The following is a 21,152-nucleotide window of genomic DNA, read 5'->3' as shown; positions in this document are numbered from 1 at the left end:
CCCGTACCCCGTGTCCCCAGCCCCGGCTGCCCCGCCTGCTTCGACGATGCCTAGAGCGCCTCGACCAGCACGGCGATGCCCTGGCCGCCACCAATGCAGGCAGAGCCGATACCATAGCGAGCGCCCCGACGCTTGAGCTCGTAGGTGAGCGTCATGGTGATGCGTGCCCCGGAGGCCCCCAGCGGGTGGCCCACGGCGATGGCGCCGCCGTTGACGTTGGTGGCGTCGCGTGGCAGGCCCAGCTCCTTCTCCACCGCCAGGTACTGGGGCGCGAAGGCCTCGTTCACCTCGAAGAGGTCCACGTCGGACAGCTTCGCGTCCGCGCGCTTCAGGAGGTTGCGGATGGCCGGCGCCGGGCCGATGCCCATCACCTTGGGGTCGCACCCAGCCACGCCCCAGTTCACCAGCCGGGCCACCGGCGTGAGGCCGTGCTTCTCCACGAAGCTGCGCGTCGCCATCACCATGGAGCCCGCGCCGTCGCAGATGCCGCTCGCGGCGCCCGCGTGCACCACGCCGTCCTTCTTGAAGACCTTGGGCAGCTTGCGCAGCCCCTCCACCGTGGTCTCCGGGCGGTTGTGCTCGTCCCGGGACACCACCGTGTCGCCCTTCTTGCCCTTGAGCGTCACCGGGGAAATCTCATCCCCCAGCCGGCCGGCCTCCTGGGCCGCGGCGAAGCGCTTCTGGGAGAGGACGGCGTACTGGTCCACGTCGTCCTGGGTGAGGCTGTAGTCCACCGCGAGCTGCTCGGCGGTGAGGGCCATGGCCTGCCCGGTGTAGCTGTCCGTCAGAGCCGTCCAGAGCATGTCCTCCAGGCCGCCCTTGCCCAGCGGCAGGCCCCAGCGCGCGCCGCGGATGACGTGGGGCGCCTGGCTCATGGACTCCGTGCCGCCCGCGAGCACGCACTCGGCGCCGCCCGTCAGCATCATCTCCGCGGCGGTGACAAAGGCCTGGAAGCCGGAGCCGCACAGGCGGTTGACGCCCAGCGCGGGCACCGGGACGGGCACGCCCGTGCGCAGGCCCACGTGGCGCGGCAGGTAGATGGCGTCCGAGCTCGTCTGGACGACGTTGCCGTACACCACGTGCTCCACCTGCTCCGGGGACACCTTCGCCTGGGCGAGGGCCGCGCGGGCGGACTCCACGGCCAGGTCGGTGGCGCTCAGGTCCTTGAGGCTGCCGCCGTAGGTACCGAACGGGGTGCGCTTGCCGGACAGGAAGTAGATTTCCTCGTTCTTGGACACACTCTTCATGGTGCTCGTCTCCCTACTCTTCCGGGGCGCCCGGTGCACGCGTGACGTGCGGTGGAAAACGCGGGCGGGGGCTCAGCCCGCGCGCCTGCCCAGGAAGGAGCTGGCGACGATGGCAAGCGCGATGGCCGTCCACAACAACCCCTGGAGGTTCTGACGGCGGATTTCCTTGCGGCCCAGGCCCTGGTACCAGGCCCGCCCGGCCTGGACCCGGCCCTCCCAGGTGAAGTTGCTGACGGCCACGGGGCCCAACCCCTCCAGCCGGCGCACATGCGCGCGCAGCAGGCGCTCCGGCGAAGCGTCGTCCAGTGAACCGGAGCGGTAGCCGGGCAGGTCCAGCGCGGGGCGCCGGTAGCTGGCGGTGACGACGAAGCCGTCCCCAGAGCTCCCAGGGCCCCCCATTGCCAGGGGGGTGAGCAGGTAGAGGCGGGGCAGGTCGTCGGCCCCCAGGTGCAGCGTGGCGAAGACGCGCTCGCCGGGGTGGGCCCAGTCGTAGGAGCGGGTGGCCCGCTGGAGCAGGGGCTTCTCCTCGTGGCTGCCCAGGGGGGTGAAGCCCAGCGCCTGGAGCTGGCCGGCCAGCGGCGCGAGCGCGTCCGGCAGGTCCATCTGGTCCGCGGGGGCCTCCGGTTCGATGCGGACGGTGCCGGGGAAGAGGAAGAGCAGCGCGCGCCAGAAGTTGAGCCGCAGCAGCACGGCCGCCAGCGCCAGGCCCCCGAGGACGACTCCCAGCTGCCCGAGGACGTTCACGGCAGCGGCTTCCGGTCCTGGCCGCGCGACGCGGTGGCGGGCAGGTGCTGCCAGCGCGCCAGGTCCGCCGGGGTGAGCGGATCCCTCCCCTCCAGGAAGCGCTCCAGGTGGCCCAGCGAGTCCACGCCCCAGAACATCTCCCCGTCCACCAGCACGGAGGGCACGCCGAAGGCGCCCTGGGCCAGCGCCTCCTCGGTGTTGCGCCGCACGCGCCCCTTCATCTCAGGCGTGGCCGCCGCCGCGAGCAGCGCCTGGGCGTCGAAGCCCGCCGCCGTGAGCACCGCGCCCACCTCCTCCGGCGTCTCGATGCCCCGGCCCTCGCCCCACGCCGCCGTGTAGAGCGCGGTGACAAGGCGCGTGCGGGCCTCCACGTCGTCCACCGCGGCCGTCACGCGCAGGGACAGCAGCGGGTTGAACGGGTGCGAGGGCGGAGGGGTGAAGGGAGCGCCCTGCTCGTGCGCGATGCGGAAGGTCTGCTTGAAGACGTAGACGCGCTTGGCCGGAATCTCCGCGGGCCCCACCGAGCCCAGCGCGTTGAGCAGCCCCGCGAGCAGCACCGGCACGGGCTCCAGCGTGCGCCCGTGGCGCGCCGCGAGGGCGGGCATCCTGAGCCAGGCGAGGTACGCGTACGGCGACAGGTAGTCCAGGCAGAAGCGCAGGGGGGAGGAGGAGGCCATGGGGCCATCCTACCCACGCCCGCGCCCGTCAGGCGCTCCGCTTCACGTCACCGTGACCCGACTGCTGGCGCGACAGCGGACCGCGCAGGGAGCTGGCCAGCTGTTGCAGGTGGGTGGCCTTCGCGGTGCCGAAGGCCCGCTCGGCGATCTCCAGCTCCAGCATCACCTCTTCCGGGGTGCCGTGCCGCTCCGCGTGTTGCAGGTACACGAGCCCCATCTGCAGCACGTTCCCGGTGGCCTCAGCCAGCAGGAGCGCGCGGCGCAGGTGCGCGTCCCCGTCCTCCTTGGACACCAGCGGCGCCAGCGCGCGGCGGGCCAGGATCTCATCCCAGGGGTTCGCGAGCACCGGATCCAACGCGCGCTCCAGGGCGGCCTGGGCGGCGGCGAGCGCCGCGGGCAGCCGGCCCTGCTCGCGCTCGAAGCGCGACTGGTACACGCGCACCAGCGTCTCCATGCGCAGGCCGCCCTGGCGCGCGGCCTCCAGGGCCCGGGGCAGCGACTCGCGCGCGGCGGACGCGTCCTCGAAGAGCACGTCGCGGCACGCCTGGTACACCTGCACGTGCGCCTGCAGCCAGCGGTCCTCCGGCAGCACCCGCGCCAGCGCCTCCGCGCGCGACACCACCGCGGCGACCAGTTCGTGCTCCCCGCGCTCCAGGTAGTACGGCGGCGTGAAGAGGGCCAGGTTGCGCTCCATCAGCCGGGGGCTGCCCAACCGGCGGATGAGTTCCGCCTTCTGCGCGAGCGCGGGCGCGAACGCGAGCCCGTCACCGGTGAAGGCCGCGCGCGCCACCTGCGCGAAGAGGTGGTAGGCGCGCACGTCGGTGAAGCCGTGGGCCTCCGCCACCGCGAGCCCGTCGCGCAGCACGTCCTCGTCCAACGGCTCGCCGCGCAGAGCCAGGTTCACGTTGAGCAGGTAGCCGCCCATGCCCAGCGCCCACGCGAGCCGCCGGGGCGGACGCCCCACCGCGTCGCGGAAGTCGCGCAGCCGCTCCACCTGCCGGCGCTGCTCGGCCACCCCACCCGACCAGCGGCCGGTGTACGCGCTCAGCGTCGCGCGCGCGATGGACAGCGCGGCCCGGTAGGGCGAGTCCTCCGGGTGCTCGGTGGCCACGCTCCCCATCAGCGTCTCCAGCGCCTCCGTGCGCCCCAGGATGGCCAGCGCCATGCCCTGGAGGATCTGAAGCTCCGAGCGCTTCCAGAAGACGTCCACCGGCGTCATGCGTCCGTCCGCGGCGACCTCGCGGAACAACGGGCAGAGCAGCTCCTCGCGCTCCGCGGGCGTCGCCATGCGCGCCGACTCCAGCCGCGCCGCCGCCTCACGCCGTCCGGCCTCCACGTCCACCGTGGCCGTCCAGTGCGCGAAGAGGCGCTCCGCGTACGCCACCGATGTCGGCGGGTCGCTGGAGTAGCCCACCTCCACCAGCGACACCCACGTGCGCAGCAGCTGATCCGCGCGCCCCGGGAAGTCCGGCGCCGACTCCAGCAGCCCCGCCGCTTCCTTCAAGAGCAGCGTGGCCTCCAGCAGCGCCTCCGCCTCGATGGCCGCCTGTCCCGCCTCCAGCAGCGGCTGGATGGCCTCCTGCGGCGCGTCCGAGCGCGCGTAGTGCCAGCCCACCGCGCGCACCAGCCCCGCGCGGCCCGCGGGCAGGGCCTGGAGCGCGCGCGCCACGAGGCCGTGGTGCCGCCTGCGCTCCGGCTCCGGCGTGCTGTCGTAGACGGTCTGGTGCACGGTGTCGTGCGTGAAGACGAAGCGGCCCTCCACGTCCTGGAGGAACTGCCGCTCCACGATGCCGTCCAGCACGGCGAACAGCTCCGCCTCCGGCAGCCCCGCCAGCGCGCGCACCAGCGGCAGGTCCAGCATGCGGCCCGCGGGCGCCAGCTTGCGCAGGAGCATCACCTGCTCCGGAGGCGTGCTCGCCAGCCGCACCAGCACCGCCTCCTGGATGCTGTCCGGCAGCCGCCGCGTCCCCAGCCCCTCCTCCGCCTGCCACCGGCCGCCCACGCGGTTGAGCGCGCCCGCCTCCACCAGCATGCGCAGGCACTCGGTGGCGAAGAAGGCGTTGCCCGCCGTGGTCTCGTGCAACCGCTGGACGAAGCCCTCCGGCATGGAGAGCCCCGGCAGCACCAGGTCCACCAGCGTGCGCACGTTCTCGGCGGACAGGGGCTCCAGGTCCATGCGCGCGGTGAGCTTCTCGTCCACCGTCTGGAACGCGAGGCTCAGGCGCGACAGCTCCGCGGAGCGGAACGTGCCCACCACCATGCCGCGCGTGCCGTGCAGCGCGCGGATGATGACGTTGAGGGCCTCCAGCGACGCGCTGTCCGCCCACTGCAGGTCTTCAAAGCACAGCACGAACGACTGCCGGCCTCCGAGCGTGTGCGTCCACTCCGACAGCGCCTCGAAGAACCGGCCCTTCTCCTCCACGCCCTCGCGCAGGTTCTCCTCGGGCGCCTCGTCCTCGGACACCTCGGGCGACAGCCCCGGCAACATGCGCGACAGCCGCGGCAGCAGCCGGTCCATCATCTCGCCGGGCGTGTGCGGCATCAGGCAGCGCAGGGCCTGCGCCACCGGGGCGAGCGGCGCCAGTCCCTCCGCGCGGCACTGGCCCCGGCCGAAGGGCAGCTCCGCCAGCTTCGCCTGCAGCTCGAACTCCTGGAGCAGCCGCGTCTTGCCCACGCCCGCGGGACCGCCCACGAGCACCGCGCGCGACTGGCCCCAGTCCGCTTCCGCGAGGCCGTTCATCAGCCCCTCCAGCTCCGCCTCGCGCCCCACCACCTCCGGCACGTGCAGGTAGCTGGCGCGCGCCGACAGCGGCTCCTCCGGGGACGGCTCGCCGCTCGCGTGGCAGAGCGCTTCCAACAGCTCGCTGGCGTCCTGGAAGCGCTCGCGGGGGTCCTTCGCCATCAGCAGGAGGATGATCTCCTCCAGCTGCGGATCCACCGGGCAGAGGGTGGACGGGCGCGGCGGCGGACGCGTGAGGTGATCCGCCAGCAGCACCGCGGGGTTGCTGCGCTTGAAGGGCAGCCGGCGCGTGGCCAGGTACCAGGCCATCACGCCCAGCGAGTACAGGTCCGCGCGCCCGTCGATGCTCGCGCCCCGCTGCCACTCCGGCGCCAGGTACTCCAGCGTGCCCTTGAGCTTGCCGGGGCTGGGCGTGCCCAGCTGGTGCATCACGCCGAAGTCCATCAGCTTCACCGCGCCGGACTCGGTGATGCGCACGTTGCTGGCCTTGATGTCGCAGTGCACGTACAGGCGCGAGTGGATGAAGGCCAGCGCCTGCGCCATCTGGATCAGCACCCGGTACAGCGTGCGCGTGTCCAGCGGCGCGTCCCGCACCAGCGTGCTCAGGTCGTGGCCGCCCACCACTTCCATGGTGATGAAGCGGTTGCCGGCCTCCGTCATGCCCCAGTCGAACACCTTGAGCGTGGACGGGTGCTGGAGCTTCTTCATGGCGAAGAACTCGTGCCGGAACATCAGCACCAGCTCCTCCACCTTCGCCGCGGACAGCTCCGCCGGGACGTGCATCTCCTTGAGCGCGACGCGACGACGCTCCTGGAGGTCGTCCGCGAGCCAGATGCGGCCCATGCCGCCCTCGCCCAGGAGCGACTCCACGCGGTAGCGCCCGGTGACGACGATGCCCGGCTCCAACGAGCGCCGCTCGCCCTGCGCCGCCCCCGGCAGCGTGATGGGCGTGCGCACCCGGTCCCCCCACGTGCTTGGAGGGCGGGTGCGATCGTCCAGAACCGTCGTCTTCTCGTCGTCGCTCACGCGCAAAAAGGCCGGCCGTTTCGCGCCGGAATCCAGAGGTGTGAGCCATAGCACGTTTCATGGACAGCGCCTCCGGGACATCCGAGCAGGTGCCCCCCGGGGTCATGCCCCCCGCGGCCATGCCCGGAGCACCGCGGTTCCGAGCAGGCAGCGGCTGCCCGGACGCCTGCTGGGCGGCCCTCTGCACCAACGCACTGGGCCGCATGCACACCCTTCATCCAGGCCGTGGGCCCAGGGCCCGCGCTCAGGGGGAGACGGCATGCGTGCATGGAAGCGGGGCGGAGCGGCGGTGGCCTTCGTGGCCGTCACGGCCTGGATGGCCTGTGGCCAGCAGCAGCCCCGGGAAGCCCAGGGCCTGGAGCGGGCGGCAGCGGCGACGGTGACGCTGGGCGACGGGCACTGCGCGGGCGTGGTGGTGGGTGCCGGTCGCCATGTGCTCACCGCGGCCCACTGCGTCGCGCCCACCGCCGGGCATGAGCTGGCGAACTTCGAGGACGGGCGGCGGCTGGAGGGGCGCTACGTGTTCGTGGACCGGGGCCGGGACATGGCCCTGATGGAGCTGGAGGCGAAGGCACCCGTGGCCCCGCTGGAGGTGGCCGGAGCGCTGCCCGCGCCCGGGGAGCTGCTCGTCTTCACCGGCCGGTTTGATCGCCCCGGTGAGCCGCAGCAGGTGATGCTGGAGCGGCTGGGCCGCTGTCCCTCGCTGCCGGACGTGCCCGCCGCGCTCTTCACCAGCATGCACGGCATCCCGGGAGACTCGGGCGCGCCCCTGGTGGACGCCCGGATGCGCGTGGTGGGGCTCGTGCACGGCGGCGCGCGGTGCAGCATCGCCGCGCCCACCGCAGACGTCGCGCCGGAGGTCCAACGCCTCTCGCGGGAAGGCCCGGAGTCGCTGGCCCGGAGCACGCCGCCCGCACGGCCCTGAGGCCACGGAAGCCGCGACGCAGCCACGACGCCGCGGCATGGCGCGGCGCGACACGGGCGCTCCCTCCCCGCCCCTGGCCGGCCGGGCAGGCGGACTCTCCCCGCGCCGTCATTGCCCGGTCGCCGTGGCGCGGCCCACCTTGTTCCAGGTTCCAGGTTCCAAGACGCAGCGCGACCGGAGGCGACACACGATGGCCGGCAACAAGGACAGCAAGAACTTCCAACCTCGCAACCGGGGGCAGTTGGAGGACGCGCAGGATCGCGCCGCCGCGGAGCTGAGCCACGAGCGCGCCCAGGCCGCGGCCCGCGAGCCCGCCAACCCCGGCCCCGTGGACGAGTCGGCCTGGGAGGCGGGCGTGGAGCGCGGCGAGGAATGGCTCCCCGAGGACACCCCGGAGCGGGAGGCGCGCGGCGACGAAGAGGCGGACTCCGAGGTTTCCCGGCGCGGGCTCGTGAACCCTCCACCGGAGGATTAGCGACCTGGGCGGCAAAGCCTTGAGTGGGAGGCTTTCTGGAATTGATCGGGGTAGCTGGGGACCTCTTGCCCGGTGCGCACGGTGGGGGGATGCTGGGCGCCAGTTCCCCCCTGCTGTCCGCAGTTTCCTCCCGGGAGTCGAAGCACCGTGAAGCCCAAGGTCCTCATCGTCGAAAACTCCTGGACCATGCGCGAAACGCTGCGGCTGCTGTTGTCCGGGGAGTTCGACTGCATGGTGGCGCCGGACGGTGAGGCAGGGCTGGCGCATGCGCTGGCGGAGCCGCCGGACGTGCTCTTGTCGGACGTGAACATGGAGGGCATCGACGGGTACGAGCTGTGCCGCCGCGTGCGCGCCGAGCCGTCCCTGGTGCACCTGCCCGTGGTGTTCGTCAGCGGCTACCCGCCACGCGCGGACCTGGACCCCACGCAGCCCCGGCCGGATGCGTACCTGGTCAAGCCGGTGAAGCCGCCGCACCTCATCGCGCAGCTGCATGCGGTGCTGCAGCGCACGCGGGTGGACACGGCCAAGGCCGCGGGCGAGGGCTGAGCCGGCCGCAAGCCGGGGGTGGTTGAGGCCGCGCCCTGTGTCGCGGCGCGGACGCCCCGGGCTTCTTGCGCTGACCTGGGGAGGCGGTGGGGCTATACCTTGCGCCCACCTTCCCTTTCCGAGGTCCTCGCGTGCTCAACGCCTTTCCCCGCGTCCCGGCTCCCAAGAACGAGCCCGTCCTCTCCCACGCCCCCGGCACCCCCGAGCGCGCCGAGCTGCAGGCCACGCTCAAGCGCATGAGCGGGGAGCAGATCGAGATTCCCGTCGTCATCGGCGGCAAGCACGTGCACTCCGGCAAGACGGACACCGTGCGCATGCCCCACCGGCACAAGCACGTGCTGGCCACGCTGCACGAGGCGGAAGCCGGCCACGTGGAGCAGGCCATCCAGAATGCGATGAGCGTGAAGGAGGACTGGGCGCGGATGCCCTTCCATGCGCGTGCGGCCATCTTCCTGCGCGCCGCGGAGCTGCTCGCCACGCGCTACCGCCCGCTGCTCAACGCGTCCTCCATGCTGGGCCAGTCCAAGACGGCGCACCAGGCGGAGATCGACGCGGCGTGCGAGCTCATCGACTTCCTGCGCTACAACGTCCACTTCGCGCAGCAGATCCTCTCGCTCCAGCCGGAGAACTCCGCGCAGACGTGGAACATGACGGACTACCGGCCGCTGGACGGGTTCGTGTTCGCCATCGCGCCGTTCAACTTCACCTCCATCGCCATCAACCTCTGCGTGTCGCCCGCCATCATGGGCAACGTGGTGCTGTGGAAGCCGTCCTCCACGCAGGCCCTGAGCGCGTGGTACGGCCTGGAGCTCTTGCGCGAGGCGGGCCTGCCCGAGGGCGTCATCAACATGCTGCCCGGCGACGGCCCCACCGTGGGCAACCCGGTGCTGGCGAGCCCCCACCTGGGCGGCATCCACTTCACCGGCTCCACGCCCACGTTCAACAGCCTGTGGAAGACGGTGGGCGAGAACATCGGCCGCTACAAGCAGTACCCCCGGCTGGTGGGTGAGACGGGCGGCAAGGACTTCATCTTCGCGCACCCGTCCGCGGCGGACGACCTGGAGGCGCTCGCGGTCGCCATCGTGCGCGGTGGCTACGAGTACCAGGGCCAGAAGTGCTCCGCGGCCAGCCGCGTGTACGTGCCGGAGTCGCTGTGGCCGAAGTTGAAGGAGCGCCTGAAGGCCCTCATCGGTGAGATCAAGATGGGCGACGTGGCGGACTTCCGGAACTTCATGGGCGCCGTCATCGACGAGCGCTCGTTCAAGAAGGTGTCCTCGTACATCGAGCTGGCGAAGACGGGCGGCGACGCCACCATCATCGCGGGCGGCGGGACGGACCGCAGCGAGGGCTGGTTCGTGCAGCCCACGCTGGTGCAGTGCCACAGCCCGCGCCACCGCATCATGACGGAGGAGATCTTCGCGCCGCTCGTGGGCGTGTACGTCTACCCGGACGCGAAGTTCGAGGAGACGCTGAAGGAGTGCGACCAATCCGCCAGCTACGCGCTCACCGGCGCCATCTTCGCGCGCGACCGCAAGGCCATCGAGACGATGATGAGCGGCCTGCGCAGCGCGGCGGGCAACTTCTACATCAACGACAAGCCCACGGGCGCGGTGGTGGGCCAGCAGCCCTTCGGCGGCAGCCGGGCGTCGGGCACCAACGACAAGTCCGGGTCGATGATCAACCTGTTCCGCTGGTCCAGCCCGCGCACCATCAAGGAGAACTTCGCGCCGCCCGTGAAGGTGCCCTACCCCTTCATGGACAGCGACCCCAAGGAAGGGGCCATCTAGTCCCATGAGCGGACCGTTCCCGGGCATCGCGGGGCTGGACACCTACGCGCTGGAGGACGGCGGCTGCCGCGTGGAAGTGATTCCCACGCGCGGCGCGCTCGTCACGCGCATGGTGGTGGAGGGTGACGAGGTGCTCTTCCTGGATGAGGGCACCGTCGCGGACCTCACGAAGAACGTGCGCGGGGGCATCCCCGTGCTGTTCCCCATCGCCGGCCCCCTGCCCGGGGACACGTATCCGGCGGACCGCAAGGCGTACACCCTGCCGCAGCACGGCTTCGCGCGGCGGCTGCCGTGGACGGTGCGGCAGGCGGAAGGGTCGCTGCTGGTGCTGGGGCTCACGTCGTCGGAGGAGACGCTGCGCCAATACCCGTGGGCCTTCGACGCGCAGCTCACCTTCTCGCTCGCGGGCCGCAGGCTCACGCTGGACTTCGACCTGGAGAACCGGGACACGCGGCCCCTGCCGCTGCACCTGGGCTACCACCCGTACTTCCGCGTGCCGCAGGCGAACAAGGCCCAGGCCCGCGTGGACACGGACGCCACGCACGCGTGGGACAACCGCGACAAGCACGAGGTGCCCTTCACCGGCTTCGACCTCACCGCGCAGGAGGTGGACATGCACCTGCGCGACCACAAGCAGCCGGGGACGAAGCTGGAGCGCGGGCCCGGCCTGCCGCCAGTAAAGCTGTCGTGGAGCCCGGAGTTCCGGCTGCTCGTCGTGTGGACGCTGCAGGGCAAGGACTTCGTCTGCGTGGAGCCGTGGACGGCCGCCGCCGGGGCGCTGGCCACCGGCGAGGGGCTGTTGCACGTGGAGCCCGGCGAGCGCGTGTCGCTCGCGTTCGACATCGAGGCTTGAAGCGCTTCCCGCTCAGGCGTGCGGGATGAGGGGCATCGTCAGCGGGCCACGCACGGTGAGGGAGGTGTTCCACTTCACCGGGCCCGTGGGCGTGAAGCGCGTGAAGCGGGACAGCAGCACCTCCAGCCCCACGCGCGCCTCCAGCCGGGCCAGCGGCGCGCCCAGGCAGAAGTGGATGCCGTGGCCGAAGGGGAAGTTGTTCACGCCCTCGCGGTCCATGTCGAAGGTGTCCGGGTCCTTGAAGCGCTCGCCGTCGCGGCACGCGGAGCCCACCATCAGCGCCACGCGCGCGCCCTCCGGAATCACCACGCCTCCCACCTGCGTCTCCTGCGTGGTGACGCGCACCAGGCCGTGCACGGAGGGCTCGAAGCGCAGCACCTCCTCCACGAAGCGCGGCAGCTGGGCCGGGTTCTCCCGCAGCCGTTGGACGAGGTGCGGGTGCTCCATCAGCATGCGCACGCAGTGGCTGACGAGCTGCACGGTCGTCTCCAGCCCGGCGACGACGAGCAGGAACAGGAAGCTCATCAGCTCCGCGTCGGAGAGCGCCTCGCCGTCCACGCGCGTCTGCACAAGGTCCGACACCATGTCCTCTTGCGGGTTGCGGCGGCGCTCGGCGACGACGGCGGACAGGTAGTCCTCCATCTCGCGCACCGTGGCGCGGATGGACTCGTGCCGCTGGGTGTCCTTCTCCGTCGTCCCGGACACGCTGGACAGGTCCACCGACCAGCGCTTGTAGCGGGCGGTCATCTGCGGATCCAACGCGAACAGCTCGCCAATCACGCTCGCGGGCAGCGGCATGGCGAAGGCGTCCACGAAGTCCACCTCGCGCTCGGGGTGCAGGCGCTCCGCGAGCAGCTGCGCGAAGCTCCGGATGCGAGGCTCCATCCGGCTCACCGCCACGGGCGTCCACGCACGGCTCACCAGCGTGCGCAGCCGCATGTGGTGCGGCGGATCCATGACGATCATGGATTCGGAGAACGGGTTGTGGCCCAGCCACGGCGGCGCGGTGGTGGTGCGCACCCCCGCGGACGAGAACACCTGCGGGTTCTTGAAGGCCGCGGACACGTCCTCGAAGCGCGTGAGCGCCCACAGCCCGCCCGGCTCCACCTGACATACCGGCGCCGTGCGTCGCAGCTCTGCGTACACGGGGTAGGGATTCGCCCGGACCTCCGGGGCCATCAGGTTGACGCGTCCGCTCATGGAAGAATTTCCTTTCCTGGCTGGAAACATATAGCCGGTATACCGGCGGCTGAACAGAGGCGCTGCCTCCCCCTTCCCCCGAGTCTCATGCCCCGATTCGTGCTCGCCGCCGTTGTCGCCCTGGGTCTGTCCGCGTGCTCCGACGACCCTGAGGAAGTCACGCCCGACTCTGGCACCTCCGTCGACGCCGGGACGGGCGCCGATGCGGGCACGGACGTGGATGCTGGCGTCGATGCGGGCACGGACGTGGATGCGGGCGTCGACGCGGGCGCGGGCAGCTCTCAGGGGTCCGGCAAGCTGGGCTGCACGAGCACGGGCTCGGTGATGACGGACGCGGGCACGCTGTCGTACTGCGTCGCGAAGGTGGGCGACACGGAGATGAAGATCATCGAGCCCCAGGTCGGCGTCGCGCCCGGGCCGATGAAGCTGGCCATCTACCTGCACGGCGACGGCGCCGCGACCTACACCGGGAGCAACCCGCGCGCGCTGTTCGATATCGGCGGGTGGACCTACGGACACAACACGCTCTATGTGGCGGCGCTCGCGCCCAACAAGTGCGCGTGGTGGACGAACCCCGCGCGCACCGACTGCAAAGGGGATGCGCCCGTGGAGGCGCGCGACCTGGAGGGCAAGAACGCGGCGTCGCTGGTGCAGGTCATCGAGGCGCTGCGCAGGGGCTGGGACATCCAGGACGGCCCCATCCTCTTCGGCGGTTCGTCGGGCGGCTCCATCCAGCTCACCGCCAGCTTCCTGCCGCGCTACGGCGACCGCTACCCGGGCATCTACGCGCTGAGCTGTGGCGGTGAGAAGCCGTGGACGGGCACCCTGGACTGGGATGCGACGAAGGCGTCGCTGCGCGGCCCCACGAAGTTCTATTTCACGTACGGCGACCTGGATCCGCTGCTCCCAGACATCCGGACGGCCGAGGACTACCTCAAGGGGTTCCAGTTCCCGGTGGATGACAAGGTCATCACCGGCGCCGGGCACTGCGCGTTCGACCAGGTGGGCCGCGTGTGGGAGGTCTGGAACGCCGCCACCACCGCGCCGTAGTGCCCGGCCCTGCCTCTTGCGGTGGATTGCACCGCAAGAAGCGGGGTGCGCGAGGTGTGTGGAGTCCGTAGGGTCGTGTCATGCGCCTCTACGACTTCCTGCCTTCAGCGAATGGCTACAAGGTCCGCACGCTGCTCGCGCAGCTTGGCATCCCGTATGAGCTGGTGCCGGTGGACATCTTCGCGGGTGAGAGCCACACCGCCGACTTCCACGCGAACAAGAACCCGGACGGCCGCATCCCGGTGCTGGAGCCGGAGCAGAACCGGTTCCTCGCGGAGTCCAACGCCATCCTGCTGTACCTCGCGGAGGGCACGCGCCTGTTGCCCGAGGACCGCTTCGCGCGGGCGCAGGTGCACCAGTGGCTCTTCTTCGAACAGAACGGGGTGGAGCCCAACCTGGGCACCGCGCGCTACTGGCGGCTCACCGGCCGCGAGGCCCTGCAGCCGGAAGCCTTCCGACAGCGTGTCTCCGGGGGCGTGCGCGCGCTGGAGGTGCTGGAGCGTCACCTGCGCACTCGCACGTTCCTGGTGGAGGAGCGCTACACGGTCGCGGACATTGGCCTGTTCGCGTACGTGCACCTCGCGCCGGACGCAGGCGTGGAGCTGACGCCGTATCCGTCCGTGGTCGCGTGGATTGCGCGCGTGAAGGCGCAGCCGGGCTTCCAGGGCGCGCTGCCGCCGTATCCCGCGAACGCGCGGGTGGGCTGATCACGCGTCACTCCTGCTCGGCGCTCACGACCTCACGGACCTCTGCGTCCGTGAGCCGCACTGGGGGCGCCTCCGCCTTCGCGTCCATGAGCTTGCGCGCCAGCAACTCCGTCACCGGCGCGAGCACATTGAAGTGCGTTGCGCCGGGCACCTCCAGGAACGACAGCGGCGCGCTCTTCGCCGCCGTGCGCAGCGGCTCGAATGCGCCGGTGTTGCCCCTGTCCGCGCCTTCGATGACCTGCGTGGGCACGCGCAGGTGCTCCACGAAGCTCACGGGGTTGCGCATCCACAGCTCCGGCCCCGTGACTCGGCCCAGCAGCGGGACGTAGTGACCGTAGCCGGAGACATCCTCCACGGGACCGAACGCATACGCGCCCTTCAGCCGGGGTGACAGCACCGCGGCCATCAGCGCCAGCGTGCCGCCCGTGCTGTGCCCGGCCACGTAGACGCGCGCCGGATCCACGTCCGAGCGCTGGGCCACGAAGTCGATGGCCGCGACCACGTCATCCACCTCGCCCAGGAAGTACTCGCGTGCGCCCGGGTTGTCGTCCGACCCACGCAGCGACGGCAGCATCAACACCAGGCCCGCTTCCCGGAAGGCCCGCGCGCTCTGGTCGTTGTCGCGCGGCGCGGGCGCCCACGCGAAGTCATCCAGCCCCCAGTTGAAGCCGCCGTGGATCCACACCACCGCCGGGCGCTTGCCGCCTTCGCGCACGGGCGTGATGTACGCCGCGTTGCTCCCCAACGGCGCCGGATAGCGCACGACTTCGAAGAGGTCCGCGGGCGGCGTGGGCGCGGACACGTGCTGCGTGGGCGCTTCCTTCAGGGCCGTGCGGAAGGTCTTCCGCAGCGTCACGGAGGTGGGCGGCGCGGGACGGGAACAGGCGCCCAGAAGAAGGCAGGCCAGCAGGCCCGGGAACACGAGCAGTCGGGAAGGCATCGGCATGGTGGGAATACGCAGTGGGAGGGCGTGACGGGCAGGTGACGTTCCGGAGGGTGGCTTGACAGCGCGCGGCACCACCGCTACTTCTTCTCCCAGAATGTCCGTCACCTCCGCCATGTGCATGTGTTCGATGCCTGTTCCGGGTGGGCCCAAGCCCGCCGCGGCCGGCTGACGCACAGCCTGCCCCTGGCGAGCCACCGAGCCCACCCACCCGCGAGGGTTGGTGGGCTTCGTCGTTCCAGGCCTCCGCTCTCGCTTCCCCGCTGAAGAGCGTCGCAGCGCCCACCGTCACCTGAAGCCCTCCTTCCCGCCTCCCTCCGTTCCCTGACGTCCTGAGCCACCCGTCCGCCCTGCCCTCACGCGCGCCTTCGCTGGCGACGCGAACAGGAGTCCTTTGTCATGAGCACGCCCCACGACCGCCCGCTGCACTTCGACACGCTCGCGCTGCATGCCGGCTATTCGCCCGACCCCACCACCGGGTCGCGCGCGGTGCCCATCTACCAGACGACGAGCTACCGCTTCCGCGACGCGGACCACGCCGCCGCCCTCTTCGGCCTCAAGGAGTTCGGCAACATCTACACGCGCATCATGAACCCCACGACGGACGTGTTCGAGAAGCGCATCGCCGCGCTCGAAGGCGGCGTGGGCGCGCTCGCCGTCGCCTCCGGACAGGCCGCGCAGACGCTGGGCATCCTCAACATCCTCAAGTCCGGGGATGAGATTGTCTCCGGCGCCAGCCTCTATGGCGGCACCTACAACCTCTTCAAGGTGACGCTGCCCCGCCTGGGCATCGCCACGCGCTTCGTGGACTCCAACCGCCCGGAGTCCTTCCGCGAGGCCATTGGCCCGAAGACGAAGGCGCTCTACCTGGAGTCATTGGGCAACCCGCGCCTGGACGTGCCGGACTTCGACGCCATTGGCGCCATCGCGCGCGACGCGGGCCTGCCCCTCTTCGTGGACAACACCGCGCTGTCCCCTGCCCTCTTCAACCCCCTGCGCCACGGCGCGCACATCGTGCTGCACAGCGCGACGAAGTACATCGGCGGCCACGGCACCTCCATTGGCGGCGTCATCGTGGATGGCGGCAACTTCCCCTGGGAGAACGGCCGCTTCCCGGAGCTGACCGAGCCCAACCCCGGCTACCACGGCCTGCGCCTGCGCGAGGCCTTCGGTCCCGCCGCCTTCATCCTCAAGGCCCGGCTGGAGGGCCTGCGCGACCTGGGCCCCGCGCTCAGTCCGTTCAACGCGCACGCGTTCATCCTGGGCCTGGAGACGCTGCGGCTGCGGCTGGAGCGCCACTCGCAGAACGCGCTCGCGGTGGCGAAGTGGCTCCAGCAGCACAAGAAGGTGGAGTGGGTGCGCTACCCGGGCCTGGAGGCAGACCCGGCGTTCACCAACGCGAAGAAGTACCTGCGCGGCGGCTTCGGCGGGCTCGTCACCTTCGGCGTGAAGGGCGGCCTGCCCGCGGGGCGCCGCGTGATTGACGGCGTGAAGCTGTGGAGCCTGCTCGCGAACATCGGCGACACGCGCTCGCTCATCATCCACCCCGCGTCCACGACGCACGAGCAGCTGTCGCCGGAGGAGCGCGCCAGCACGGGCGTCACCGACGACCTGGTCCGCCTCTCCGTGGGCCTGGAGCACCTGGACGACATCCTGGCCGACCTGGACCAGGCGTTGAACGCGGCCTGACGCCATGCGACCCGTGAGGAATCCCGTGGACCTCCCCGTGCGCTCGGAAACCGCGCGCGTCTTCGACCTGTCGCTGCCGGACCTGCCGCTGGAGGCCGGGGCCTGCGTGGCCCCCCATCTCGTGCGCGGCTGGTGGTGGGGGCCCCCGGAGGACCTCGCGTGGTTGCAGTCCCGCGCCCGCGTGCACTCGGAGGAGGAGACGCGCGCGGGTCGCCTCCAGGTGGTGCGGCGCTCCGCCTCCGAGCTGCGCGACGCCGCCGCCAACGCGCGACGCAATGGTCCGCGCCGCGCGCCCACGCCCGTGCCCACCGTGCTGCTCGTCCACGCGCTCACCGGTGACATGAACGCCGGGGGCGAGGGCGGCTGGTGGGAGCCCGTCATTGGCCCGGGTCGGCCGTTGGATCCGTCGCGCGTGCGCCTGCTGTGCTTCAACAACCTGGGCTCCTGCTACGGCACGTTCGGTCCCGCGGACGAGGGCTTTCCCCAGCGCACCGACGACACCCGCTTCGGCCCCGCGCCGGTGCTGCCCAGGGGCGACCTGCGCCTGGACGAGCGGAGCCTGCCCGCCACCGTCACGCCGTGGGACCAGGCGCGCTCCATCCTCGCCTCGCTGGACGCGCTGGGCGTGGAGGAGGTGGCGCTCGTCACCGGCGGGTCGCTGGGCGGCATGGTGGTGCTGTGCCTCGCGGCGCTCGCGCCGGAGCGCTTCCAGCGCATGGTGCCCATCGCCACGGCGGAGTCCGCGTCCGCGTGGGTGGTGGGCTGGAACCACGTGGCCCGGCAGGCCATCCTGTTGGATCCCGAGTACCCCGAATCCCCCCGGCGCGGCCTGGAGCTGGCGCGCCAGCTGGCGACGCTCACCTACCGCGCGGAAGCCGGCCTGGACGCGCTCCAGCGGCGTCCGAATGCGTGGTCGTCGCGCGCGCTGTACCCGGTGGAGAGCTACCTGGAGTACCAGGGCTCGAAGCTGGAGGCGCGCTTCGATGCGCGCTCGTACCTGGCGCTGCTGGGCGCCATGGATCACCACGACCTCGCGCGAGTGCCCACGCCGCGCGGCGGCCCTGGCCTGGATCGGATCCGAGCGAGCACGTTGAGCATCGGCATCGACCGCGACCAGCTCTTCCCGCCCGAGCACATGGTGACGCTGTCGCGGCGCCTGCGCGCGCAGGGGCTGCACTCCGAATACGCGGCCCTTTGCAGCGTGCATGGCCACGACGGCTTCCTCATCGAATGGGACGCGCTCGCGCCCCTGTTGATCCGCGCGCTCGCCCTGCCTCCGGGCGTGGGCGACGGCGCCCGCATTCCCTCTCCTGCCGGCGCCCGCGCCCGGAAGACTTCATGACCGCCCCCGTGAGCATCACCCGCTACGCGCCGTTCCTCCTCGACAACGCCCTGGGCCTCGCGTCCGTGGCCACGCACCTGTCGCGCCGCGACGCGGGCAACACTCGCGCCGCCATCGTGTCCTCGCCGCCGTGGCTCTCCAGCGGACTGGAGGCCGCGCTGTCCATCGCGTTGAAGGGCAACTCCGCGCAGGCCCGGCAGGAGCTGGATGGGCTGCTGGCGCGCGGCCTGTTGATGTTGGAAGAAGCCGAGCGTCGGCTGGGTGCGCCTCCGGGCTCCACGTCGGTGGAGGCGGACGGGACGCGCACGCTGGCGTCGCTGCTGGAGCCGGCGCGGCGTGCGTTGGATGGCGCCAGCCTCGTGCGCGAGCGGCGGCCCGCGCTGGAGGACGTGGTGCGCGGCACCGGGGAGCGGCTGACGGCGGCGCTGCTGGCGCGGCTGTTGGGGGCTCGCGGCGTGCCGACGCTGGAGGTGGACGCGGCGGACTGGACGGTGACGGAGGGCGAGCCCGGACAGGCGCGCGTGAACCGCGAGCACACCCGCGACCGGGTGACGACGCTGCGGCCCACGTGGGAGGGGCGGCTCACGCTGCACGCGGGTGGACGGGGCGTGTCGCTCGACGGCCGTTCCACGACGCTGGGCCCGGATGGCGCGGACGAGACGGCGGCGGTGCTGTCGGTGCTGCTGGGCACGCCCTTGACGCTGTGGACGGACGTGCCCGGGGTGATGACGGCGGATCCGCTCCACGTCGCGGATGCGCGGCCGGTGCCGCACCTGAGCTACACGGAGGCGCTGGAGCTGGTGTACCTGGGCCTGCCCACGCTGCACCCTCGCGCGCTGTCCACGCTGCGCGACGCGGACATCCCGCTGCGCGTGCGCCATCTGCAACAGCCCGACGCGCCCGGCACCCTCATCGACGTGCGCGGCGCGGGCGACGGCAGCGTGCCCACGTGCGTGGTGTCGCTGGAGGACCTGGCGCTGCTGGGGCTGGAGGGCGGCGCGGAGGAGGCGACACGGCCGGTGGGGCCTCGTGCGTTGCAGGCGCTGGAGGCGGCGGGCATCGACGCGTGGATGGCGGCGCAGTCGTCGCCAGGACGCTCGGTGGCGGTGGTGCTGCGCCGCGCGCAGGCGGCCCGCGCGGAGGAGGTGCTGCGGCGTGAGCTGGCACCGGAGCTGGAGCGGGGCGCGTTGCAGCCGCCCCAATTGCGCGCGCCGGTGACGCAGGTGGCGCTGGTGGCCGAGGCGATGGGCCAGGGCGCCAACGTGGCAGGACGCCTGTTCCAGCCGCTGGGCGCGCTGGGCATCAACGTGCGCGCCATCGCGCAGACGGCCAGTGCTCGCTCCATCTCGTTCATCGTGGACGGGGCGGAGACGGCGCTCACGGTGCGCACGGTGCACGCGGCCTTCCACTTCGCCCACGAGGAGGTGAGCCTCCTGGTGCTGGGCCACGGCGTGGTGGGCAGCCAGTTGCTGGAACAGCTGCGCACGCTGCAGGAGACGCTGGAGCAGGAGCACGGCATCCAGCTCAATCTCGTGGGGCTCGCGGACAGCCGGCGGGTGCTCTTCTCGCCGGAGGGCATCCCGTTGAAGCAGTGGCGCGAGCGCATCGAAGCGGTGCCCGAGGGCACGTCACCGCCCGTGGTGCAGGCGCTGCTGGAGTCGCTGCGCCGGCTGCCGGTGCCGGTGCTGGTGGACTGCACCGCGGCCGACGGCATGGAGGCGCTGTACCTGGAGGCCTTCCGCCTGGGCATCCACGTGGTGGCGGCGAACAAGAAGCCGCTGACGCAGCCGCGCGAGGTGTGGGAGCGGCTGCGGAGCACCGCGCACCTGAACCACCGCGCGTACCACTACGAGACGACGGTGGGCGCGGGCCTGCCCGTCATCCAGACGCTGAAGGACCTGGTGCGCACGGGGGACCGGGTGCACGGGGTGGAGGGTTCGTTCTCCGGTACGCTCGGGTATCTGAGCCAGCAGTTGATGGACGGCGTGCCGCTGTCGCGCGCGGTGCGCACCGCGCGCGAGAAGGGCTTCACGGAGCCGCACCCGCGCGAGGACCTGGGCGGCACGGACGCGGCGCGCAAGGCGCTCATCCTCGCGCGGGAGCAGGGCCTGGACCTGTCGATGGAGGACGTGGAGGTGGAGCCCTTCGTGCCGCGCGAGTACCTGGAGGAAGAGGACGTGGAGCGCTTCCTCACCGGGCTGGAGAAGCTGGACAAGACATTCACCGCGCGCATCGAGGGCCTGCGCGCGGAGGGCAAGGTGCTGCGCTACCTGGCGCGCATCGACCCGGCGGCGAAGGACGGGCCGGTGCTGCGTGTCGGGCCGGTGGCCGTGACGAAGGACCACCCGGCGACGCGGCTGCGGGGTTCGGAGGCGTTCGTGGCCTTCTCCACGGAGCGCTACGCGGACTACCCGCTGCTGGTGCAGGGCGCGGGCGCGGGAGGCCCCGTCACGGCGGCTGGCGTGCTCGCGGACATCCTGAAGATCGCGCAGGGCCTGCGCGGACGGTGAGCGCGGGCGCGGCGGCGCGCTCCTGAAAGCCCTACTTCCGCAACCGTGGTGGGGCCTTCTTCGGGGACGAGGACTTCTTCGCCGCCGTCCTCGCACCGGACGCCGTCTTCTTCGCAGCGGGCCCCTTCTTCACCAGGGCCCGCTTCATGACGGTTCCCTTCTTCGCGGAAGCGGCCTTCTTCGCAGCGGACCCCTTCTTCGCGGCAGGCATGGCCTTCTTCGCGGGCGCGGCCTTCTTCGCAGGCATGGCCTTTTTCGCGGACGCGGCCTTCTTCGTGTCCGAGCGAACCTTCTGGGCGAGCCCTGGCTCCAGGTCAGGAGGCTCTGTCGCGGATGAGCCCTTCTGCTCGACAGAGGCCTCGCTCAAGGACTCCACCGGACTCACCGTCACCTCCCTCCCGGAGAACGCTTCCCAGCCCTCCAGGGCATGCGTCCACTGGGCGAGCACCTGGTCGCGATCCGCCTCATCTCGCAGCCCTTCAGCGTGCAGCGCCACGGTGACGCCATGCACCGATGGCAGCACGCGGAGTTGCACGGTGCGCGCACTCGGCCACTCGTCGCGCTCCAGGCGCAGGCGCAGCTGCCGGGGCGGGACACAGCGCACCACCGTGACGCGCGTCCCGTCCGGAAGCGCGGCCTGCTCGCCCTCGGCCAATGGCTGACGGTAGGCCCCCACCCAACGGGCCAGCCC

Annotated in this window: 17 protein-coding genes; 10 read left to right on the top strand and 7 right to left on the bottom strand. The window is 71.8% G+C overall.

Annotation, left to right across the window (positions count from 1 at the left end):
- Nucleotides 1-50 precede the first annotated feature (50 nt).
- The 4 genes from D7V97_RS19285 to D7V97_RS19270 all read right to left on the bottom strand — a co-directional run bounded on the left by D7V97_RS19285 (nt 51) and on the right by D7V97_RS19270 (nt 6,365).
- Nucleotides 51-1,247 carry an acetyl-CoA C-acetyltransferase gene (locus D7V97_RS19285; RefSeq protein WP_120612119.1) on the bottom strand — a complete coding sequence of 399 codons (1,197 nt, stop codon included), beginning with the start codon at nt 1,245-1,247 and terminating at the stop codon, nt 51-53.
- A gap of 72 nt (nt 1,248-1,319) precedes the next feature.
- Nucleotides 1,320-1,991, bottom strand: coding sequence for a hypothetical protein (locus tag D7V97_RS19280; protein WP_120612118.1), 672 nt, complete (start codon nt 1,989-1,991; stop codon nt 1,320-1,322).
- A complete protein-coding gene (locus D7V97_RS19275) occupies nt 1,988-2,668 on the bottom strand; it encodes a 2-hydroxychromene-2-carboxylate isomerase (protein WP_120612117.1) in 681 nt (226 codons plus the stop codon). Before D7V97_RS19275 ends, D7V97_RS19280 begins: the two co-directional genes overlap by 4 nt.
- A 28-nt stretch (nt 2,669-2,696) precedes the next feature.
- The gene (locus D7V97_RS19270) at nt 2,697-6,365 is read right to left on the bottom strand and encodes a serine/threonine-protein kinase (protein ID WP_233582977.1); all 3,669 of its coding nucleotides are present in this window, start codon (nt 6,363-6,365) and stop codon (nt 2,697-2,699) included.
- Between the two features lie 328 nt (nt 6,366-6,693).
- Here D7V97_RS19270 and D7V97_RS19265 point away from each other — a divergent pair, with 328 nt between their 5' ends.
- The 5 genes from D7V97_RS19265 (at nt 6,694) to D7V97_RS19245 (ending at nt 11,020) form a co-directional block, all read left to right on the top strand.
- Nucleotides 6,694-7,359 (top strand): serine protease, encoded by a 666-nt coding sequence (locus tag D7V97_RS19265; protein WP_120612116.1) that lies wholly within the window; start codon nt 6,694-6,696, stop codon nt 7,357-7,359.
- A 190-nt stretch (nt 7,360-7,549) separates the two neighbouring features.
- Complete coding sequence (locus tag D7V97_RS19260; protein WP_120612115.1) at nt 7,550-7,834, top strand: hypothetical protein; 285 nt, start codon at nt 7,550-7,552, stop codon at nt 7,832-7,834.
- Between the two features lie 147 nt (nt 7,835-7,981).
- Nucleotides 7,982-8,380, top strand: a complete 399-nt coding sequence (locus tag D7V97_RS19255) for a response regulator (protein WP_120612114.1) — start codon at nt 7,982-7,984, stop codon at nt 8,378-8,380.
- A 131-nt stretch (nt 8,381-8,511) separates the two neighbouring features.
- Nucleotides 8,512-10,167 (top strand): L-glutamate gamma-semialdehyde dehydrogenase, encoded by a 1,656-nt coding sequence (gene pruA / locus D7V97_RS19250; protein ID WP_120612113.1) that lies wholly within the window; start codon nt 8,512-8,514, stop codon nt 10,165-10,167.
- Between the two features lie 4 nt (nt 10,168-10,171).
- On the top strand, nt 10,172-11,020 hold the full coding sequence (locus D7V97_RS19245; protein WP_120612112.1) for an aldose epimerase: 849 nt from the start codon (nt 10,172-10,174) through the stop codon (nt 11,018-11,020).
- A gap of 12 nt (nt 11,021-11,032) precedes the next feature.
- Here the strand turns inward: D7V97_RS19245 and D7V97_RS19240 are convergent, their stop codons facing one another.
- Complete coding sequence (locus D7V97_RS19240; RefSeq protein ID WP_120612111.1) at nt 11,033-12,220, bottom strand: cytochrome P450; 1,188 nt, start codon at nt 12,218-12,220, stop codon at nt 11,033-11,035.
- Between the two features lie 87 nt (nt 12,221-12,307).
- Here D7V97_RS19240 and D7V97_RS45945 point away from each other — a divergent pair, with 87 nt between their 5' ends.
- Nucleotides 12,308-13,270 carry an alpha/beta hydrolase gene (locus D7V97_RS45945; protein ID WP_147444872.1) on the top strand — a complete coding sequence of 321 codons (963 nt, stop codon included), beginning with the start codon at nt 12,308-12,310 and terminating at the stop codon, nt 13,268-13,270.
- Between the two features lie 80 nt (nt 13,271-13,350).
- Nucleotides 13,351-13,977: a glutathione S-transferase family protein gene (locus D7V97_RS19225; RefSeq protein ID WP_120612108.1), complete on the top strand. Its 627-nt coding sequence runs from the start codon at nt 13,351-13,353 to the stop codon at nt 13,975-13,977.
- Between the two features lie 7 nt (nt 13,978-13,984).
- Here the strand turns inward: D7V97_RS19225 and D7V97_RS19220 are convergent, their stop codons facing one another.
- Nucleotides 13,985-14,923, bottom strand: coding sequence for a S9 family peptidase (locus D7V97_RS19220; RefSeq protein WP_158623401.1), 939 nt, complete (start codon nt 14,921-14,923; stop codon nt 13,985-13,987).
- Nucleotides 14,924-15,319: 396 nt separating this feature from the next.
- On the opposite strand from D7V97_RS19220, the gene D7V97_RS19215 reads away from it, so the two are divergent.
- Genes D7V97_RS19215 through D7V97_RS19205 form a run of 3 tightly spaced genes read left to right on the top strand, consistent with a single transcriptional unit; the run spans nt 15,320 to nt 20,461 of the window.
- Nucleotides 15,320-16,609: an O-acetylhomoserine aminocarboxypropyltransferase/cysteine synthase family protein gene (locus D7V97_RS19215; RefSeq protein WP_120612106.1), complete on the top strand. Its 1,290-nt coding sequence runs from the start codon at nt 15,320-15,322 to the stop codon at nt 16,607-16,609.
- 4 nt (nt 16,610-16,613) lie between these two features.
- Nucleotides 16,614-17,951 carry an alpha/beta fold hydrolase gene (locus D7V97_RS19210; protein WP_120612105.1) on the top strand — a complete coding sequence of 446 codons (1,338 nt, stop codon included), beginning with the start codon at nt 16,614-16,616 and terminating at the stop codon, nt 17,949-17,951.
- A complete protein-coding gene (locus D7V97_RS19205) occupies nt 17,948-20,461 on the top strand; it encodes a bifunctional aspartate kinase/homoserine dehydrogenase I (protein ID WP_158623400.1) in 2,514 nt (837 codons plus the stop codon). The genes D7V97_RS19210 and D7V97_RS19205 overlap by 4 nt, the downstream gene beginning before the upstream one ends.
- A gap of 31 nt (nt 20,462-20,492) precedes the next feature.
- On the opposite strand, the gene D7V97_RS45360 is transcribed toward D7V97_RS19205, so the two are convergent.
- On the bottom strand, nt 20,493-21,152 hold a 660-nt coding region (locus tag D7V97_RS45360), incomplete at its 5' end, for a hypothetical protein (RefSeq protein ID WP_304988510.1).

Source organism: Corallococcus sp. CA053C (assembly GCF_003611675.1).
Classification (GTDB): Bacteria; Myxococcota; Myxococcia; order Myxococcales; family Myxococcaceae; genus Corallococcus.
This window is presented reverse-complemented; position numbering and strand designations above follow the sequence as displayed.

Excerpts from the sequence above, each read along its gene's own strand:
- D7V97_RS19285 (WP_120612119.1), bottom strand. The coding sequence starts at position 1,247 with ATGAAGAGTGTGTCCAAGAACGAGGAAATCTACTTCCTGTCCGGCAAG.
- D7V97_RS19275 (WP_120612117.1), bottom strand. The coding sequence starts at position 2,668 with ATGGCCTCCTCCTCCCCCCTGCGCTTCTGCCTGGACTACCTGTCGCCG.
- D7V97_RS19265 (WP_120612116.1), top strand. The coding sequence starts at position 6,694 with ATGCGTGCATGGAAGCGGGGCGGAGCGGCGGTGGCCTTCGTGGCCGTC.
- D7V97_RS19260 (WP_120612115.1), top strand. The coding sequence starts at position 7,550 with ATGGCCGGCAACAAGGACAGCAAGAACTTCCAACCTCGCAACCGGGGG.
- D7V97_RS19245 (WP_120612112.1), top strand. The coding sequence starts at position 10,172 with ATGAGCGGACCGTTCCCGGGCATCGCGGGGCTGGACACCTACGCGCTG.
- D7V97_RS19240 (WP_120612111.1), bottom strand. The coding sequence starts at position 12,220 with ATGAGCGGACGCGTCAACCTGATGGCCCCGGAGGTCCGGGCGAATCCC.
- D7V97_RS45945 (WP_147444872.1), top strand. The coding sequence starts at position 12,308 with ATGCCCCGATTCGTGCTCGCCGCCGTTGTCGCCCTGGGTCTGTCCGCG.
- D7V97_RS19225 (WP_120612108.1), top strand. The coding sequence starts at position 13,351 with ATGCGCCTCTACGACTTCCTGCCTTCAGCGAATGGCTACAAGGTCCGC.
- D7V97_RS19220 (WP_158623401.1), bottom strand. The coding sequence starts at position 14,923 with ATGCCGATGCCTTCCCGACTGCTCGTGTTCCCGGGCCTGCTGGCCTGC.
- D7V97_RS19215 (WP_120612106.1), top strand. The coding sequence starts at position 15,320 with ATGAGCACGCCCCACGACCGCCCGCTGCACTTCGACACGCTCGCGCTG.
- D7V97_RS19210 (WP_120612105.1), top strand. The coding sequence starts at position 16,614 with ATGCGACCCGTGAGGAATCCCGTGGACCTCCCCGTGCGCTCGGAAACC.
- D7V97_RS19205 (WP_158623400.1), top strand. The coding sequence starts at position 17,948 with ATGACCGCCCCCGTGAGCATCACCCGCTACGCGCCGTTCCTCCTCGAC.